The sequence below is a fragment of the Rahnella sp. BIGb0603 genome (assembly GCF_024808755.1).
Lineage (GTDB): Bacteria > Pseudomonadota > Gammaproteobacteria > Enterobacterales > Enterobacteriaceae > Rahnella > Rahnella contaminans.
In genome coordinates, this window is sequence record NZ_JANUEX010000007.1 from 241920 (window position 1) to 257636 (window position 15717).

The window sequence follows — 15717 nt, forward strand, 5'->3', positions numbered from 1 at the left end:
GGTGGTCATTTTGGTGGTCAATAAATTATTTTTTATGTTTTTTTATTTTAATTTCAATGGTTTGACTTTTTTATTCGAGTCCGGCCTTCGCACCATTAGTATGAAAATCAAGTCACCCACGGGTGGCTTTTTTTATACCTGAAATCCTTCCCTTCTCTTTTTATCCCTATGTGTAATATACGGAAATTAAAAAATCCATTATGTAGATGCATTTCTAGCCTGAACGATATCCCTTCTGCTATGCGGCGTGTCATGAATACCTGAGTTGAAGATGGCATGATCTATTCAAGAACAGTACAATCCCCCTATCTATTTTTGCGCGATGTCTCGCTGACCTGCCCCCAAGGTTAGATACAACGCTCAGTTAGTAATGTCGGATCCTTCACTCTCAGAATTACCCTTCCTCCAGCCCACCGCAAATTCAGACGGCGTCTGATAATTCAGCGCTGAGTGCGGGCGGCACTCATTATAATCCTGACGCCATTCACTGATAATTTTCCTTGCATGACTGACGTCACTGAACCAGTGTTCATTCAGGCATTCATCGCGAAAGCGTCCGTTAAAACTCTCAATGAATCCGTTCTGTGTCGGCTTGCCGGGCTGGATAAGTCGCAGCTCCACGCCATGCTCAAAGGCCCATTGATCGAGCGCGCGGCAGGTAAATTCCGGGCCCTGATCAGTTCTTATCGTCGCCGGATAGCCGCGAAACAGCGCAATACTGTCCAGAATACGCGTGACCTGCACGCCTGAAATCCCGAAGGCAACGGTTACAGTCAGGCACTCCTTCGTGAAGTCATCCACGCAGGTCAGGCTCTTGATCCTCCGACCGGTCGCCAGCGCATCCATGACGAAATCCATCGACCAGGTTAGATTGGGTGCCGCCGGGCGGAGCAGCGGCAGACGTTCTGTTGCCAGCCCTTTACGTCGTCGTCTACGTTTTACCCCCAGGCCACTGAGATGATAAAGCCGGTACACGCGCTTGTGATTGACATGAAGCCCTTCGCGGCGCAGCAGCTGCCAGATGCGGCGGTAGCCAAAACGTCTGCGCTCCAGTGCCAGTTCGGTGATGCGTCCGGATAAGTGCGCATCTGACGCCGGACGCTGCGCTTCGTAGCGGCAGGTCGACAGGGACAAAGCTGTCAGCCTGCAGGCACGACGTTGCGACAGACCGGTCGCATGACACATCAGTACCACGGCTTCCCGCTTCTGGTCTGTCGTCAGTACTTTCGCCCCAGAGCCACCTGAAGCGCCTCCTTATCCAGCATGGCTTCGGCCAGCAGCTTTTTGAGTCTGGCGTTCTCTTCTTCAAGCGACTTCAGGCGCTTAACCTCGGGCACCTCCATACCGCCATACTTCTTACGCCATGTGTAAAGCGTGGCATCGGAAATGGCGTGCTTGCGGCAGAGTTCACGGGCGGATACCCCGGCTTCAGCCTCGCGGAGAATACTGATGATCTGTTGGTCGGAAAAACGCTTCTTCATGGGGATGTCCTCATGTGGCTTATGAAGACATTACTAACATCGGGGTGTACTAATCAACGGGGAGCAGGTCAAATCTTACTGCCAATGGCCTCCGCGATGGATATTCCATCGGTTCCAGCAGAACTGTTCTCAAAATTCCAAATCAGCTTCTATTCAGAACCTGTTGATGCAGTTTATAAAGCTTTAGGATGAGCTAGCATAAAAGCAGACTACATAAAGTAATTCCACAGCCTCGCTTAAATTTTCGAGGCTTCGGATTTAATTTCGAGTGCTAACTCAGTCAGTGCGATCATCCGGTCATATCGCATTATTAGTTGGTAGAAAAATATTGAGATGAAGGTTAGCCCTATATACCCGTAAGCGATAGCGGTTACCCAATTATAAGCACCTGGGATTTTGATTAATGTTGCTATGGTAGCCACGACGCCAGGAAGAATACCGAACTTATCAATAGGTCCGATCATAAGTGTCATTCGTTTTTCCAGACATGTTCTTTCATGCTTGACCTCTAAAATTCCTAGTCGCAATTCTTCATTTTTCAATTTAGTGAGGTATGGGAGATATTTCCCATCTATAAAAAACTCAGATTTTATATTGAGATCAACTGAATCACGAAAAGGCAGAGCAAATGACCTCTTTATTTTTGCTCGGTGTGAGTAGATTTTATATGCATTCATGACAGGAAGAGTGATATAAGCTAGTAGAAGTAGAACTATACTTGATAATTTAATCCAATCATTTTTAGTTATATGATAGATAAAAGCAAGTGTTACAGAAATGGCAACTAACACAATACACAATAGCAGGATAAATACGTCAGAGTCATGTTTTTCTTTTTTTACTCTCTTTCTTTTTTCTTCAATCTCAATTAATTTTAATATATTAAGGTATTTAGTGCTCATCATTATATCCTTATGTTTTTTAAAATAACCGAGATATTCTATCTTATTTGATTTATTTTTGCACAATCATCGATATATATAATTTATTTTCAGATTGGGGTTGATCATTAGTTATAGTAGCTTCAAGATATTTCCTCTTTCCGATAGCCGCATTACAATCCTAAATTCCCCCCACACTCAGGAAGCCCCCATGCCTCTGGAACCCGAAATCGCCTCCCTCGTTAGTGATTTTATCGCCGCAGGTCGTCCGTCATCACGCAGTCAGACTTATGAGGCACGTCGTGCCGGGTATATTGATAGCACGGTTTTAGCAGGGGACATTGAGCAGCGCGTAAATGTTGAAGATGTGGTTATCGATGGCATTTCATTGCGCGTTGTGTCGCCTTCAAATGCGGATGAAATACTGCCTGCGGTGATCTATTTTCATGGCGGCTGTTTTGTGAGTGGCGGTTTTGCGACGCATGATAATCAGTTGCGTCAGCTAGCCTTTTTCAGCGGCTGTCGGGTGATTGCGGTTCAATACCGTTTGGCACCTGAGCATGTTTATCCGGCAGCGCACGATGATGCAGAACGTGCTGCAAATCTGATCCGGGAACATGCCGGGAGGCTGGGTGTTGATCGCCGCCGCCTTGCCTTTGCGGGAGACAGCGCGGGCGCACATATTGCCCTTATAACAGCGCTTCGTCTGCGCGATGCGGGGCAGTGGTTGCCTCAGCAATTGGTTCTGATTTACCCGATGATTGACGCCACTGCGTCATCTGCCAGCCATCAGCGTAATGGTTTTGATTACGTCCTCACCAGCGACACGTTGCTCAGCGGTTTTGAAGCTTATTATCCTGACACGGATTTTATGCATCCCGAAGTCAGTCCGTTATGGCGTGATGATTTCTCCGGGCTGCCGCCGGTGCATATCATGACAGCCGAATACGATCCGTTATGCGATGAAGGTGAAATGTTGTTTACCCGCCTGACGGAACAGGGCGTCAGCTGCACAGCGCAGCGTTATCCGGGCGTTATCCACGGTTTTTTCCAGCTTGGCGGAATCAGCCAGACGGCGCGAAATGCCATGCGCGATATCGCAGCCCGCCTCAGCACTCTGTAAGCCATGAGTTTTCAGACAAAAAAAAGCGGCCTGTCAGGCCGCTGAAGACACAGGGAATCAAACAAATGGAACAAGCGCATTAGATTTTAAAACAGTTAACCTTTCACCCCGCCTGCCGTCAGGCCGCCGACCAGCCAGCGTTGGGCTATCAGGAACACTGCCGTAATCGGGATGGCAGACAGAATTGCGGCAGCCGCGAAGTCGCCCCACAAGTAGTTTTGCGGGTTGAGATACTGCTGCATACCCACCGCCAGGGTGTAGCTGTTCACGTCGCGCAGTAACAGCGATGCTACCGGCACTTCGGTAATCGCAGCGATGAATGACAGAATAAAGACCACTGCCAGAATCGGCACCGACAGCGGCAGCAGCACCAGGCGGAAGGCCTGCCACGGAGTGGCACCGTCGAGCGCGGCGGCTTCTTCCAGCGAGCCGTCGATGGTTTCGAAATACCCTTTGATGGTCCAGACGTGCAATGCGATGCCGCCCATATACGCGAAGATCACGCCGCCGTGGGTGTTCAGCCCGAGGAACGGCACGTACATGCCGAGGCGGTCGAAGAGGGCGTATAACGCCACCAGAGAAAGGACCGCCGGGAACATCTGGAAGATCAGCATTCCTTTAAGCAGCGAGCTTTTACCGCGGAATTTCATACGGGCAAAGGCGTAGGCGCAGGTAGTGGAAAGCGCCACGATCCCGACGGCGGTGATCCCGGCGATCTTGATCGAGTTCCACAACCACAACATGACCGGGAAGGGTGGCGGCGTAATGCTGCCGTCACTGTTGGTCACTGCAATTCCCAGCGCCAGTTTCCAGTGATCCCATGAGACCTGATCGGGGATCAGGCTGCCGGTGGCGAAGTTACCCGGCCGCAGGGAGATGGCGAACACCATCAGCAGCGGGAACAGGATCAGCGCCAGAAAGCACAGCAGCAAAAGATGCGTCACCAGTAATCTGACTTTTTGCGACTTAGGTTTAACCATGGGCATTTTCTGTTTCTCCTCAGTCGAATTTCATGCGTGAAGCTTTCAGGTTCACGATAGCCAGCGCGCCCACCAGCAGGAAGATCAGCGTGGCAATCGCCGCCGCCAGCCCGAAGTCCTGCCCACCGCCGCCTTCGAAAGCGATGCGGTAGGTATAACTGACCAGCAAATCGGTATGACCGGCCGGTGTGGTGGTACCGAGCATGTCCGGGCCGCCGTTGGTCAGCAGCTGGATCAGCACGAAGTTATTAAAGTTAAAGGCAAAACTGGCGATCATCAGCGGCGTCAGCGGCTTGATTAACAACGGCAGCGTGATGCGGAAAAAATTCTGCATCGGTGTGGCCCCGTCCATTGCCGACGCCTCATAAAGATCGTCAGGAATGGCTTTCAGCAGGCCCATACACAGGATCATCATGTACGGATAACCGAGCCAGGTGTTGACGATAATGATCATGCTTTTGGCGGTCCACGGATCACTGAACCAGGCCGGTTTGATACCAAACAACGCGCTGAGCATCAGGTTGATTTCCCCGAAGCTCTGGTTGAATAACCCTTTGAAAATCAGTATCGAAATAAAAGCCGGAACCGCATAGGGCAGGATCAGCAGGATGCGGTACGCTGCTTTGCCTTTCAGCTCTTCCCACTGCACGACGCAGGCCAGCACCATGCCGACGGCGACGGTCAGCACCACGGTCAGCAGCGCGAAAACAATCGTCCAGACGAAAATAGACAGGAAGGGTTTTTGGATCCCTTCGTCATGCAGTACACGCAGGAAATTTCCCCAGCCGATCCCGACGGTAAAACCGGGGCTGAGTTGTTCGGCCTGCCATTCACCCTGCGAATTCACTGCCTGATAGAAACCGGTTTTCATGTTCGGGCGATAAATCGTGCCAGTCTGTACGTTGGTCAGCTGCTTATGGTCTTCGCCCAGCTTGTACAGCGGCTGCGTGCCGGAGAACTGGCGCAGGGAACTCATGCGCAGCGTTTCGCCGTCGGGTAAGTGAGCCGAAAGCTGGCCCAGCGCCGCCCGGTTTTGAGTTACTACGCGCAGCCCGGCTTTTTCAGCAGAAGGGGCAGTTTGCGGAAGCATCTCCAGCGTTTGTGGCGCAGAAGCGTTAAAGGCGAAAGGTGGCGAAACCAGCGTTTCGCTGTCATCGGCCGACGTCAGCGCCAGCTGCCATTTATCACCTGCCGGATAGAGGGCAAAGTTCAGCGCTTTTCCGCCCTGAAACTCACGTCCCATCAGAACGGACTGCGCACGTTCGAACGTCAGCTGGTTGGTGCTGCTGTAGTTGGTGAAAGCGATCGCGATGGTACAAATCAGCGGGAACAGGACAAACAGCCCCATTCCTGCAAGTCCAGGGTAAACGTAGCGCCATGAATACGCGTGACGGTTACCGTAAATGTATAAGCCGAGGCTGGACAGTATCAGCGTCAGAACGGCAAAAAGGGTTTCACCCTGCGCATACATCAGCACGATCAGATAACCGGTAAAGCAGGCGAGCAGGCTGATCACCAGCCATTTTAACGCAGTGCTGAACGGCCGTTTTTTTCGAGCATTCATAGGGAAATCCTTTTATTCACGGCGCGGAACCCGTGAGTCCCGCACCGTTCATTGAGCTAATGCTTCGGCATTACTTGGTAATGCGTGTTTCGACGTCTTTCAGGGCTTGAGGAACAGTCTGACGGCCATTTACTGCGTTGATGATGGCGCTGCGTTCTGCGTACCAGAAGGCGCTCATCTGCGGAATGTTTGGCATGATTTCGCCATTCTTGGAGTTAGCCATGGTAGCGGCGATGCGCGGATCTTTTTCCAGCTGTTCCTGATACGTTTTCAGCGCCACGGCGCCCAGTGGTTTGTCTTTGTTGACCAGAGCCAGACCGTCGTCGGTGATCAGATAGTTTTCCAGGAACTCTTTCGCGAGTTCTTTGTTCGGGCTGGCGGCGTTGATCCCGGCAGTCAGTACACCGACGAACGGTTTAGACGGTTTGCCGTGGAAGCTCGGCAGCAGCGTCACGCCGTAGTTGATTTTACTCTTGTCGAGGTTTGACCATGCCCACGGGCCGTCGATGGTCATCGCGGTCTGGCCTTTGTTGAACGCGGCTTCGGCAATGGAATAGTCGGTGTCGGCGTTGATGTGTTTGTTTTTCACCAGATCGATGATGAATTGCAGGCCAGCCTGAGAACCTGCGTTATTTACGCCGGTGTCTTTGATGTTGTATTTGCCGTTTTCATACTTGAAAGCGTAACCCCCGTCAGCGGCAATGATTGGCCAGGTGAAGTACGGTTCCTGCAAGTTCCACATGATGGCGCTCTTGCCTTTGGAGCGCAGCTCTTTGTCCAGCGCAGGGATTTCTTCCCAGGTTTTTGGCGCTTCTTTGATGATGTCTTTGTTGTAAATCAGCGACAGCGCTTCGACCGCAACCGGGTAGCCGATCAGCTTGCCGTTAAAGGTCACGGCGTCCCAGGTGAACGGGAACAGTTTGTCTTTGAAGGCCTGATCCGGGCTGATTTCAGCCAGCAGGCCGGATTGTGCGTAACCGCCAAAACGGTCGTGCGCCCAGAAGATGATGTCAGGGCCGTCGCCGGTGGCTGCCACTTGCGGATATTTTTCTTCCAGTTTGTCCGGATGTTCTACCGTGACTTTAATGCCGGTGTCTTTCTCAAACTTCTTACCGACTTCCGCCAGACCGTTATAGCCCTTGTCACCGTTGATCCAGATGACCAGCTTTCCTTCTTCTATTTTGGCAAACGCGGAAGATGACAGCACCAGGGTAGCCAGCGCCGAAAGTGCCAGTGTATTTTTCACGATCTTCTTAATGCTGAGGCTCATAATCCAGTCCTTTTATTCCTGTTAGGAGTCGGTTTTCTTCCCGTCTTAGACGGAAAAGGCAAGGTACGACGCCAGTGTGGATTTAACCCGTCAGGGCTTCATCATCCCCCCCTCTACGCCCCCGTCCCTCAGAATGTGATCCCGCCGACACTCTCAGGCGTTATGTGGCTTATCACTCAAAAAAATGGTTCGTTTTTTGCCATTCAGATCACGAATTTGATTTTTGACGTGAACTTTCATCCGGTTGCATGAATTGGTCATCCTCCCTGCTCCTCCCCCATGAAAAACTTTGTTACGGATGATTACGCTTAACCGCTAATCCTTCACTCTTCGTTGCATTGAGATTTCCCGCTGGCAGCAAGTACAGGAGTTCAGGATGGCGAGCGTTTCCCTTAACAGCGTGTACAAAGCCTTTGGCGAAACCGTGATTTCCAGCGACATCAATCTGGAAATCGAAGAGGGCGAATTTGTAGTGTTTGTCGGGCCATCGGGCTGCGGCAAATCGACGTTGCTGCGCATGATTGCCGGCCTGGAAGACATCACTTCAGGTGAGTTAAAGATTGGTGATAAACGTATGAACGAAGTGCCACCTGCGGAACGTGGGATCGGCATGGTGTTCCAGTCTTATGCGTTGTATCCGCATTTGTCCGTCGCTGAAAACATGTCTTTCGGCCTGAAACTGGCGGGCGCGAAAAAAGCTGAAATCAACCAGCGGGTGAATCAGGTCTCCGAAGTATTGCAGCTGGCGCATCTGCTCGACCGTCGCCCGAAAGCGCTTTCCGGTGGACAACGTCAGCGCGTGGCGATTGGCCGTACGCTGGTCGCTGAACCGACGGTATTCCTGCTCGATGAGCCGCTTTCCAACCTCGATGCCGCGCTGCGTGTGCAGATGCGTATCGAGATTTCCCGTCTTCATAAACGCCTGAAACGCACCATGATTTACGTGACGCACGATCAGGTCGAGGCGATGACGCTGGCCGATAAAATCGTGGTGCTCGACGCCGGACATATCGCGCAGGTCGGTAAGCCGCTCGAACTCTATCACTATCCCGCCAACCGTTTTGTCGCCGGTTTTATCGGCTCTCCGAAAATGAATTTCCTGCCGGTGAAAGTCACCGGCGCTGAACCTGCACGCGTGCAGGTCGAGTTGCCAAACCGTCAGCAGGTCTGGCTGCCTGTCGAAGGCACCGACGTGAAAGTCGGCAGCAACCTTTCACTGGGTATCCGTCCTGAACATCTTCTGCCAAGCGACGTCGCGGAAGTGACGCTTTCCGGTGAAGTCCAGGTCGTCGAGCAACTGGGTAATGAAACACAGATCCACATCCAAATTCCGGCAATTCGTCAGAACCTGGTGTACCGCCAGAACGACGTGGTGCTGGTAGAAGAAGGTGCAACATTCGCCATCGGGTTGCCACCACACCGCTGCCATCTGTTCCGCGAGGACGGAACTGCATGTCGCCGGTTACATCCCGAATCTGGTGTTTGAAAGCACGCGATCCCCTACAGGAGAAAATGATGATTACAATGCGTAGTTCTTCCCTGGCGCTGGCAGTGGCTGCCGGAATCCTTTCTACACAAGCAATGGCAGTAGATTTTACCGGTTATGCCCGTTCGGGCATTGGCTGGACGGGCAGCGGCGGCGAGCAGCAATGTTTCAAAGCGACAGGCGCTGACAGTAAATACCGTCTGGGTAACGAGTGTGAAACCTATGCGGAGTTAAAACTCGGTCAGGAAGTGTGGAAAGAAGGGGATAAGAGCTTCTACTTCGACACCAACGTAGCATATTCCGTATCACAGCAGAACGACTGGGAGTCAACCGATCCGGCTTTCCGCGAAGCAAACGTGAAGGGTAAGAACCTGATCGAATGGCTGCCGGGCTCCACCATCTGGGCCGGTAAGCGTTTCTACCAACGTCATGACGTTCACATGATCGACTTCTACTACTGGGATATTTCAGGTCCGGGTGCCGGTCTGGAAGATGTGGATCTGGGCTTTGGTAAATTGTCTCTGGCAGCGACCCGTAACACCGAAAGCGGCGGTTCCTACGGGTATATCGCCGACCAGCGTAACGAAGTGCCAACGTCCAACGACGTGTTCGACGTTCGTCTGGCAGGCCTGCAAACTAACCCGGGCGGCGTGCTGGAGTTAGGCGTGGATTACGGTCGTGCCAATGCGCGTGACGGGTATTCCTTCGCAGACAATGCGACCAAAGACGGTTTCCTGGTAACTGCGGAACACACGCAAAGCATCTACAACGGCTATAACAAATTCGTACTGCAATACGCCTCTGACTCCATGACCGATCCGGGTCAGGGCGCGGCAAACGGCCACTCCAACGGTGCCGCTATCGATAACAACGGCAGCATGATCCGCGTTCTCGACCACGGTGCCATCGACTTCAACGATACCTGGAGCCTGATGTACGTGGCGATGTATCAGGACGTTGACCGCGATAACAATAACGGGACAACCTGGTATACCGTCGGTGTCCGTCCAATGTACAAATGGACCCCGATCATGAGCACCTTGCTGGAAGTCGGTTACGACAACGTGAAATCGCAGCGTACCGGCGATCGCAACGGTCAGTACAAAGTCACCCTGGCGCAGCAATGGCAGGCTGGCGACAGCATCTGGTCACGTCCGGCCATCCGCGTGTTTGCAACCTACGCAAACTGGGATGAAAAGTGGGGCTACGACACTGACAGCGGCGCAAACAATGGCTTAGCGATGAACGACACCAGCACAAGAACCTTCAGCCGTGGTAATGACGATGAAGTGACATTTGGTGCCCAGATGGAAATCTGGTGGTAATTCTCTTTGTCCTTTGAGCCGCAGGTGCGTTAGCTGCCCTCACTCACCCCGGTCACATACTTGTGTATGCTCCCGGGGATGAGTTCAGTTGCCGCCTTCCTGCAACTCAAATGACGTCGAGAATCTTTGCCAGTTTTCAAAAGTACAAGCAGTAAAGAAGATGTGCTGGCTGGCAGTTGTCCGCTGATGACCGCCAGCCTTCATGGTGATTTCAAAGGAAACAATAATGAAAAAGAATCTGCTGTCACTGTGTCTGTCGCTGAGCCTGCTGGCTGCTGCACCTGCGGTCGTGAATGCTGCGCAAAATGATGCGAATACCGCTCCGGCGATTTCCAGCCAGACCTTACGCAACCTTTCATGGACGCCGCTGGTTCCGCCAGTGACGCAGGATGTGACGCTTGGAACCTCCAGCGCACAGATTAATCAGGGTCAAATTGAGGGTGCCGTCGGGGCATTTGCATTGCCTGCCGACCGGGGTTCACTTGAAATTACGCTGACCAGTATCGCGACCGGTAAAACCGTGTATGCGCCAAATGTTCTGGTGCTGGATGAGCAGATGCGTCCGGCAGCTTTTTATCCTTCCAGCTATTTCCCGTATCAGAAACCAGGCATCGTTTCCAGCGACCGTCTGGAAGGCACGCTGAAACTGACGCCTGCACTGGGCCAGAAACAAATTTATCTGCTGGTTTACACCACCCGTCAGGATCTGGCTGAAACTACGCAGATGGTGAACCCGGCGAAAGCCTTCGCCGCTGGCGTAGGTAACGCCGTGCCGGATATCCCGGATCCGATTGCCCGTCACACCCCAACCGGTACGCTGAGCCTGAAAGTCACCGCTGAACAGAAAACCGGTAACGTGATGATTGGTCAGATCTTCCCGTCATCCGCACTGGCGGCCGCTGCGCCGGTTGTGGTCGGCAGCACACAAGCTCCGGCACCTGCGGCTGCTCCGGCAAAACCCACTGAGCCCATGCTCAGCGATTCAGAAACCTACTTTAACGACGCGATTAAGAAAGCAGTGAAAGCCGGAGACGTTGATAAGGCCCTGAAACTGCTCGATGAAGCCGAACGTCTGGGTTCGAAAACTGCCCGTAAAACCTTTATCGAAAGCGTGAAACACTAAGTTTTCTTAGCTCCTCCTCCTGCGAAGGGGGAGGTTGGGAGTGGGGTTTAAGGGCTAACACTTTGTTTAAAGACATTTTAAATTCTTGATTTTGAACTTAATACTCCACCCAACCCTCCCCTTCGCAGGTGAGGGAGCACACCGTGCCATACCACAATATCTTCATTTCTTTTCCTCCCTTCTATTTGTTACCCTGTTGTTAATTCATTCAGCGGGGGATCTATGGCGTCTGCAAACTGGGTCGATTTATCGAAAGATAAAGACAGCGGGATCGAGACGATCCACGCCCATTTCGAAGGCCATGCGTACGATCCTCACTGGCACGACAGCTATTTAGTCGGCGTTACCCAATACGGATTACAGCAATTCAGCTGCCGTCGTCAGAAACATCAGAGCCTGCCGGGTAAAGTGTTTATGCTCGAGCCGGGCGAAATTCACGACGGCGATGCGGTGCAGCCTGGTGGTTTTACGTACCACATGTTGTATCTCGACCCGCAATGGCTGGGCCGCGAACTGGCGGCACGACGCGATTCCCTTTCTTCTGCCGGTGACCCGAGTTTCGAAAATACCTTAGCGCAGGATCCGCAGCTGGCGCAGGCGACGTCACTGGCGTTTCAGGCGCTGCATGGCAAAGACTTGCGTATCGTCCGCCAGACTGCGCTCGACGGATTGCTCAGTGCGCTGGGCGGGCATCTCACCTGGCAGCCACCGCGTCCGGAGGGCGAAGCGCCGTGGTCACGTGTGGCGCATCAGGCGCGGGAATATCTGCACGCGCATTTGCACGAGGATATCGGCCTTGAGCAACTGGCGGCGGCGACCGGTGAAAGCCGTTTTGTGGTCAGCCGTGCGTTTAAAGCCGAATTCGGATTGCCGCCGCATGCGTATCTTATTCAGCTGAAACTCACCCGTGCGCGGGAGGGGCTGGCGCTCGGACACACGCCGGCCACCGTCGCAGCAGATTTAGGGTTTGCCGATCAGAGCCACCTCGGGCGCTGGTTCCGCCGTGCTTATCAGCTCACGCCAGCACATTACCGGCGTCTGTGCACAAATCTTCCAGATTGAGAAAAAGTGACGGGTTAAGCTCAGATTTCAACTGAAACGGAGCCTGTCATAATGAATACGCCTGCCACCCCTTTATCTTCGCTGCCCGAACGCTGTGTGATTGTCATCAACCAGCAACTCGCCGCCGGACATGCCGCTAATGCCGCCGCTGTACTGGCGCTGACGCTCGGACAACGCCATCCGGCGCTGGTGGGCGCGCCGCTGATTGATGCCGATAACCGTGAACATCCGGGGCTGATCCCGATCGGTATCAGCGTGTTAGTGGCCGATGCGGAGCAACTGACGCAACTGCATCAGCATCTGCTTAATGACGATGATATGGACGGCATTATTTTCCCAGTCGAAGGTCAGCAGACCACTGACTATGCGGCGTTTCGTGAAGCGGTCGCCATCGTGCCAACCGGTGATTTAGTGCTGCTGGGGATCGCGCTGGCGGGGAAAAAGAAAGTCGTCAGAAAGCTGACCGGAAAACTCGGCCTGCTGGGCTGAATTTGTCATTTAACCGTCATATTCCTTCTCTATTCTCCTGATATTCAAAATATCAGGAGTTTCACCGTGCGTAAGTCACTTGTCGCTTTACTGCTTTTCACTCTGGGTTCGACGTTTGTTGTTCAGGCTGCTGACGAAGCGAAGCCGTTCATCACTTCTGAACAGCTTGATCTGACGAAGTATTTGCCTGCGCCACCAGCTGATGATTCCGCTCAGACCAAAGCCGAGCTGAAAGAATTACTGGAAATTCAGGCGACCCGTACGCCGGAACAGGAAAAAGCGGCGATTGCCGATGCTGAAGAAAACGTCTGGCGTTATGCCGATGTGATGGGCCCTGATTTTACAGCCGAAAAACTGCCGAAAACCGCCGCGCTGTTTGACCGCGTCGTCGCGACGGAAGACGTGGTGGACGATCACGCCAAGAAAGCGTTTAACCGCCCACGCCCGTATATGCTGGATGAGCAGATTCATCCTTTGCTGAAAAAGTCCAAATCCGGTTCATGGCCTTCCGGGCACTCCACCATTGGTTACCTGATGGCGACCGTGCTGGGCGAAATGGTGCCGGAAAAACGTAATGCGCTTTTCACCCGCGCCGCCGGTTATGCCGAAAATCGCCTGGTGGCCGGTTTTCATTACCGTTCTGATACCGTGATGAGCCGTACCGGTGCCGCGCTGATTGCGCAGAGAATTTCTGAAGAGCCTGAATTCAAAGCTGAATTTGACGCCGCAAAAGCCGAGCTGCGGGCACAGATGGGCCTGAAATAACCACATTTCTCTCCGGCAGTATCCCTACCCCTGAAGCGTTACATTCAACAATGTAACGCTTTCATTTTTCGAAGATTCTCTGGAAGACATCCCGCAAATCCCTGTTTTGCCTCTTGGTCTGTTTCGCGGCTTTCCGGTAAAGTGGACAGCGTATAACAGGCTGAGGAAAGCACAAATGGAATACAGATTTAAGCGGGTAGAATCACCGGTCGGATTACTCACACTGGCGGCAAAAGGCGACAAGCTGACGGCTATCTTGTGGGAATGCGAAATCGATGGCCGGGTGAAACTGGGCGAAATGATGGAAGACCCGACGTTTCCCATTTTGCTGAAAACCGAACAACAGCTGAATGAATATTTTGCCGGTAAACGCACGCGCTTTGAGCTGGATCTTGATTTCACCGGCACCGAGTTTCAGAAAGAAGTCTGGGCGGCACTGCTGGAAATTCCCTTTGGTGAAACGCGCAGCTACAGCGATATCGCCCGACGTATTGGCCGCCCGAAAGCCGTCCGTGCCGTGGGTGCCGCCAATGGCCGCAACCCGATTTCCATTGTCGCGCCGTGCCATCGGGTAATTGGTGCGTCCGGAAAACTCACCGGTTTTGCGGGTGGTCTGGATAACAAAGCATTATTACTTAAGCTGGAAGGCCGTAAATCCTAGGGTTTTTATCGGGTAAATAAATCACTTGATGTCCGCTTGTCAGTCGATGCATAGTCAAAAAATAAGCAGCAAATAACAAAGACAACATCACTTACGAAACGGAGTTTTACCCTCATGGATCAAATTCATTCCCTCGAACAGTTCTTATCCTCAGTTCAGCAACGCGACCCGCATCAGGTCGAGTTTTCTCAGGCCGTTCGTGAAGTCATGACCACGCTCTGGCCGTTCCTCGAACAAAATCCGCAATACCGGCGTTCTTCTTTATTAGAACGTCTGGTGGAACCGGAGCGCGTGATTCAGTTCCGCATTGCGTGGGTTGATGACAAAAATCAGGTACAGGTAAATCGCGGCTGGCGCGTGCAGTTCAGCTCGGCCATCGGCCCGTATAAAGGTGGCATGCGTTTCCACCCGTCGGTCAATTTATCAATTCTGAAATTCCTCGGTTTTGAACAGACGTTTAAAAATGCGCTGACCACGCTGCCAATGGGCGGCGGGAAGGGCGGCAGTGATTTCAATCCGAAAGGTAAAAGCGAAGGCGAAATCATGCGTTTTTGTCAGGCGCTGATGCTGGAGCTTTATCGCCATCTTGGGCCGGACACGGACGTACCGGCGGGCGATATCGGCGTCGGTGGGCGTGAAGTCGGTTATATGGCGGGGATGATGAAAAAACTCTCCAACAACACTGCGAGCGTGTTCACCGGTAAAGGCCTGTCGTTTGGCGGCAGTCTGATCCGCCCGGAAGCCACCGGTTATGGCCTGATTTATTTCACTGAATCCATGCTTAAACGTCACGGTCTGGATTTTGAAGGCATGCGTGTGGCGGTGTCCGGCTCGGGTAACGTGGCGCAATATGCAATTGAAAAAGCCATGTCGCTGGGCGCGCGTGTGATTACGGCGTCAGATTCAAACGGCACCGTGGTCGATGAAGCCGGTTTCACGCGGGAAAAACTGGTGCTGCTGACAGAAATCAAAGCCAGCCGCGATGGCCGCGTATCTGATTACGCGCAAAAACTGGGGTTGACGTATCTCGAAGGCCAGCAGCCGTGGAATGTGCCGGTAGACATCGCGCTGCCGTGCGCTACCCAAAATGAGCTGGGCGTGGAAGCGGCCCGGGTGCTGATCGGCAACGGCGTAAAAGCCGTGGCGGAAGGCGCAAATATGCCGACGACCATTGAAGCCACTGACCTGTTCGTTGAAGCGGGCGTGTTGTTCGCGCCGGGTAAAGCGGCCAATGCTGGTGGCGTGGCGACGTCCGGGCTGGAGATGGCACAAAACGCCGCGCGTCTGAGCTGGAAAGCTGAAGAAGTGGACGCACGCTTACGTCACATCATGCTCGATATTCATCATTCATGCGTGGAGTACGGCGGTGAAGGCAGGCAGACGCAGTATGTGCGCGGCGCCAATATCGCCGGTTTCGTGAAAGTCGCGGATGCCATGCAGGCGCAGGGCGTGCTGTAACCTGAAAGTCCGTTGCAGAAACAATATAGCCACCTTTGCAGGTGGCTTT

General features: G+C 52.9%; 14 protein-coding genes and 1 pseudogene. 10 read left to right on the plus strand and 5 right to left on the minus strand.

Annotated elements, in window-relative coordinates; genetic code table 11:
- Nucleotides 1-360: 360 nt before the first annotated feature.
- Nucleotides 361-1481 (minus strand): IS3 family transposase gene (locus M2403_RS19255; protein ID WP_259230541.1). Its coding sequence is split into 2 segments (ribosomal slippage): nt 361-1223 and nt 1223-1481, totalling 1122 coding nucleotides; the frame shifts between segments, so codons are not numbered across the junction.
- Nucleotides 1482-1541: 60 nt separating this feature from the next.
- On the opposite strand from M2403_RS19255, the pseudogene M2403_RS19260 reads away from it, so the two are divergent.
- Nucleotides 1542-1673, plus strand: a pseudogene (locus tag M2403_RS19260) (peptidase); the annotation flags it as partial.
- A gap of 44 nt (nt 1674-1717) precedes the next feature.
- On the opposite strand, the gene M2403_RS19265 reads toward M2403_RS19260, so the two are convergent.
- Nucleotides 1718-2383, minus strand: coding sequence for a hypothetical protein (locus tag M2403_RS19265; protein ID WP_259230543.1), 666 nt, complete (start codon nt 2381-2383; stop codon nt 1718-1720).
- Between the two features lie 190 nt (nt 2384-2573).
- Between M2403_RS19265 and M2403_RS19270 the strand changes: the two genes are divergently transcribed.
- Nucleotides 2574-3485 (plus strand): alpha/beta hydrolase, encoded by a 912-nt coding sequence (locus M2403_RS19270; RefSeq protein ID WP_259230545.1) that lies wholly within the window; start codon nt 2574-2576, stop codon nt 3483-3485.
- A 95-nt stretch (nt 3486-3580) separates the two neighbouring features.
- Here M2403_RS19270 and malG read toward each other — a convergent pair whose 3' ends face one another.
- From malG to malE, 3 genes are all read right to left on the minus strand, one after another.
- Nucleotides 3581-4471 (minus strand): maltose ABC transporter permease MalG, encoded by an 891-nt coding sequence (gene malG / locus M2403_RS19275; RefSeq protein ID WP_112286742.1) that lies wholly within the window; start codon nt 4469-4471, stop codon nt 3581-3583.
- Between the two features lie 13 nt (nt 4472-4484).
- A complete protein-coding gene (gene malF / locus M2403_RS19280; RefSeq protein WP_208950980.1) occupies nt 4485-6029 on the minus strand; it encodes a maltose ABC transporter permease MalF in 1545 nt (514 codons plus the stop codon).
- Nucleotides 6030-6099: 70 nt separating this feature from the next.
- The gene (gene malE / locus M2403_RS19285; RefSeq protein WP_259230550.1) at nt 6100-7299 is read right to left on the minus strand and encodes a maltose/maltodextrin ABC transporter substrate-binding protein MalE; all 1200 of its coding nucleotides are present in this window, start codon (nt 7297-7299) and stop codon (nt 6100-6102) included.
- Between the two features lie 376 nt (nt 7300-7675).
- Between malE and malK the strand changes: the two genes are divergently transcribed.
- The 8 genes from malK to gdhA all read left to right on the plus strand — a co-directional run bounded on the left by malK (nt 7676) and on the right by gdhA (nt 15668).
- On the plus strand, nt 7676-8785 hold the full coding sequence (gene malK / locus M2403_RS19290) for a maltose/maltodextrin ABC transporter ATP-binding protein MalK (RefSeq protein WP_120133221.1): 1110 nt from the start codon (nt 7676-7678) through the stop codon (nt 8783-8785).
- Nucleotides 8786-8811: 26 nt separating this feature from the next.
- Nucleotides 8812-10110, plus strand: a complete 1299-nt coding sequence (locus tag M2403_RS19295; protein WP_165061444.1) for a maltoporin — start codon at nt 8812-8814, stop codon at nt 10108-10110.
- A gap of 226 nt (nt 10111-10336) precedes the next feature.
- Nucleotides 10337-11233 (plus strand): maltose operon protein MalM, encoded by an 897-nt coding sequence (gene malM, locus M2403_RS19300; RefSeq protein WP_259230552.1) that lies wholly within the window; start codon nt 10337-10339, stop codon nt 11231-11233.
- Between the two features lie 222 nt (nt 11234-11455).
- A complete protein-coding gene (locus M2403_RS19305; protein ID WP_259230553.1) occupies nt 11456-12295 on the plus strand; it encodes an AraC family transcriptional regulator in 840 nt (279 codons plus the stop codon).
- 51 nt (nt 12296-12346) lie between these two features.
- Nucleotides 12347-12784, plus strand: coding sequence for a DUF2000 domain-containing protein (locus M2403_RS19310; RefSeq protein WP_165061452.1), 438 nt, complete (start codon nt 12347-12349; stop codon nt 12782-12784).
- A 66-nt stretch (nt 12785-12850) separates the two neighbouring features.
- Nucleotides 12851-13549: a phosphatase PAP2 family protein gene (locus tag M2403_RS19315; RefSeq protein ID WP_152327267.1), complete on the plus strand. Its 699-nt coding sequence runs from the start codon at nt 12851-12853 to the stop codon at nt 13547-13549.
- 175 nt (nt 13550-13724) lie between these two features.
- Entirely contained in the window at nt 13725-14210 is a 486-nt protein-coding gene (locus tag M2403_RS19320) for a methylated-DNA--[protein]-cysteine S-methyltransferase (protein WP_152327266.1), read from the plus strand.
- A 114-nt stretch (nt 14211-14324) separates the two neighbouring features.
- Nucleotides 14325-15668, plus strand: coding sequence for an NADP-specific glutamate dehydrogenase (gene gdhA / locus M2403_RS19325; RefSeq protein WP_259230554.1), 1344 nt, complete (start codon nt 14325-14327; stop codon nt 15666-15668).
- Nucleotides 15669-15717 lie beyond the last annotated feature (49 nt).

What these genes read in the sequence shown, in the direction of transcription:
- M2403_RS19265 (WP_259230543.1), bottom strand. Translation starts at nt 2,383, where the DNA reads ATGAGCACTAAATACCTTAATATATTAAAATTAATTGAGATTGAAGAA.
- M2403_RS19270 (WP_259230545.1), top strand. Translation starts at nt 2,574, where the DNA reads ATGCCTCTGGAACCCGAAATCGCCTCCCTCGTTAGTGATTTTATCGCC.
- malG (WP_112286742.1), bottom strand. Translation starts at nt 4,471, where the DNA reads ATGCCCATGGTTAAACCTAAGTCGCAAAAAGTCAGATTACTGGTGACG.
- malF (WP_208950980.1), bottom strand. Translation starts at nt 6,029, where the DNA reads ATGAATGCTCGAAAAAAACGGCCGTTCAGCACTGCGTTAAAATGGCTG.
- malE (WP_259230550.1), bottom strand. Translation starts at nt 7,299, where the DNA reads ATGAGCCTCAGCATTAAGAAGATCGTGAAAAATACACTGGCACTTTCG.
- malK (WP_120133221.1), top strand. Translation starts at nt 7,676, where the DNA reads ATGGCGAGCGTTTCCCTTAACAGCGTGTACAAAGCCTTTGGCGAAACC.
- M2403_RS19295 (WP_165061444.1), top strand. Translation starts at nt 8,812, where the DNA reads ATGATGATTACAATGCGTAGTTCTTCCCTGGCGCTGGCAGTGGCTGCC.
- malM (WP_259230552.1), top strand. Translation starts at nt 10,337, where the DNA reads ATGAAAAAGAATCTGCTGTCACTGTGTCTGTCGCTGAGCCTGCTGGCT.
- M2403_RS19305 (WP_259230553.1), top strand. Translation starts at nt 11,456, where the DNA reads ATGGCGTCTGCAAACTGGGTCGATTTATCGAAAGATAAAGACAGCGGG.
- M2403_RS19310 (WP_165061452.1), top strand. Translation starts at nt 12,347, where the DNA reads ATGAATACGCCTGCCACCCCTTTATCTTCGCTGCCCGAACGCTGTGTG.
- M2403_RS19320 (WP_152327266.1), top strand. Translation starts at nt 13,725, where the DNA reads ATGGAATACAGATTTAAGCGGGTAGAATCACCGGTCGGATTACTCACA.
- gdhA (WP_259230554.1), top strand. Translation starts at nt 14,325, where the DNA reads ATGGATCAAATTCATTCCCTCGAACAGTTCTTATCCTCAGTTCAGCAA.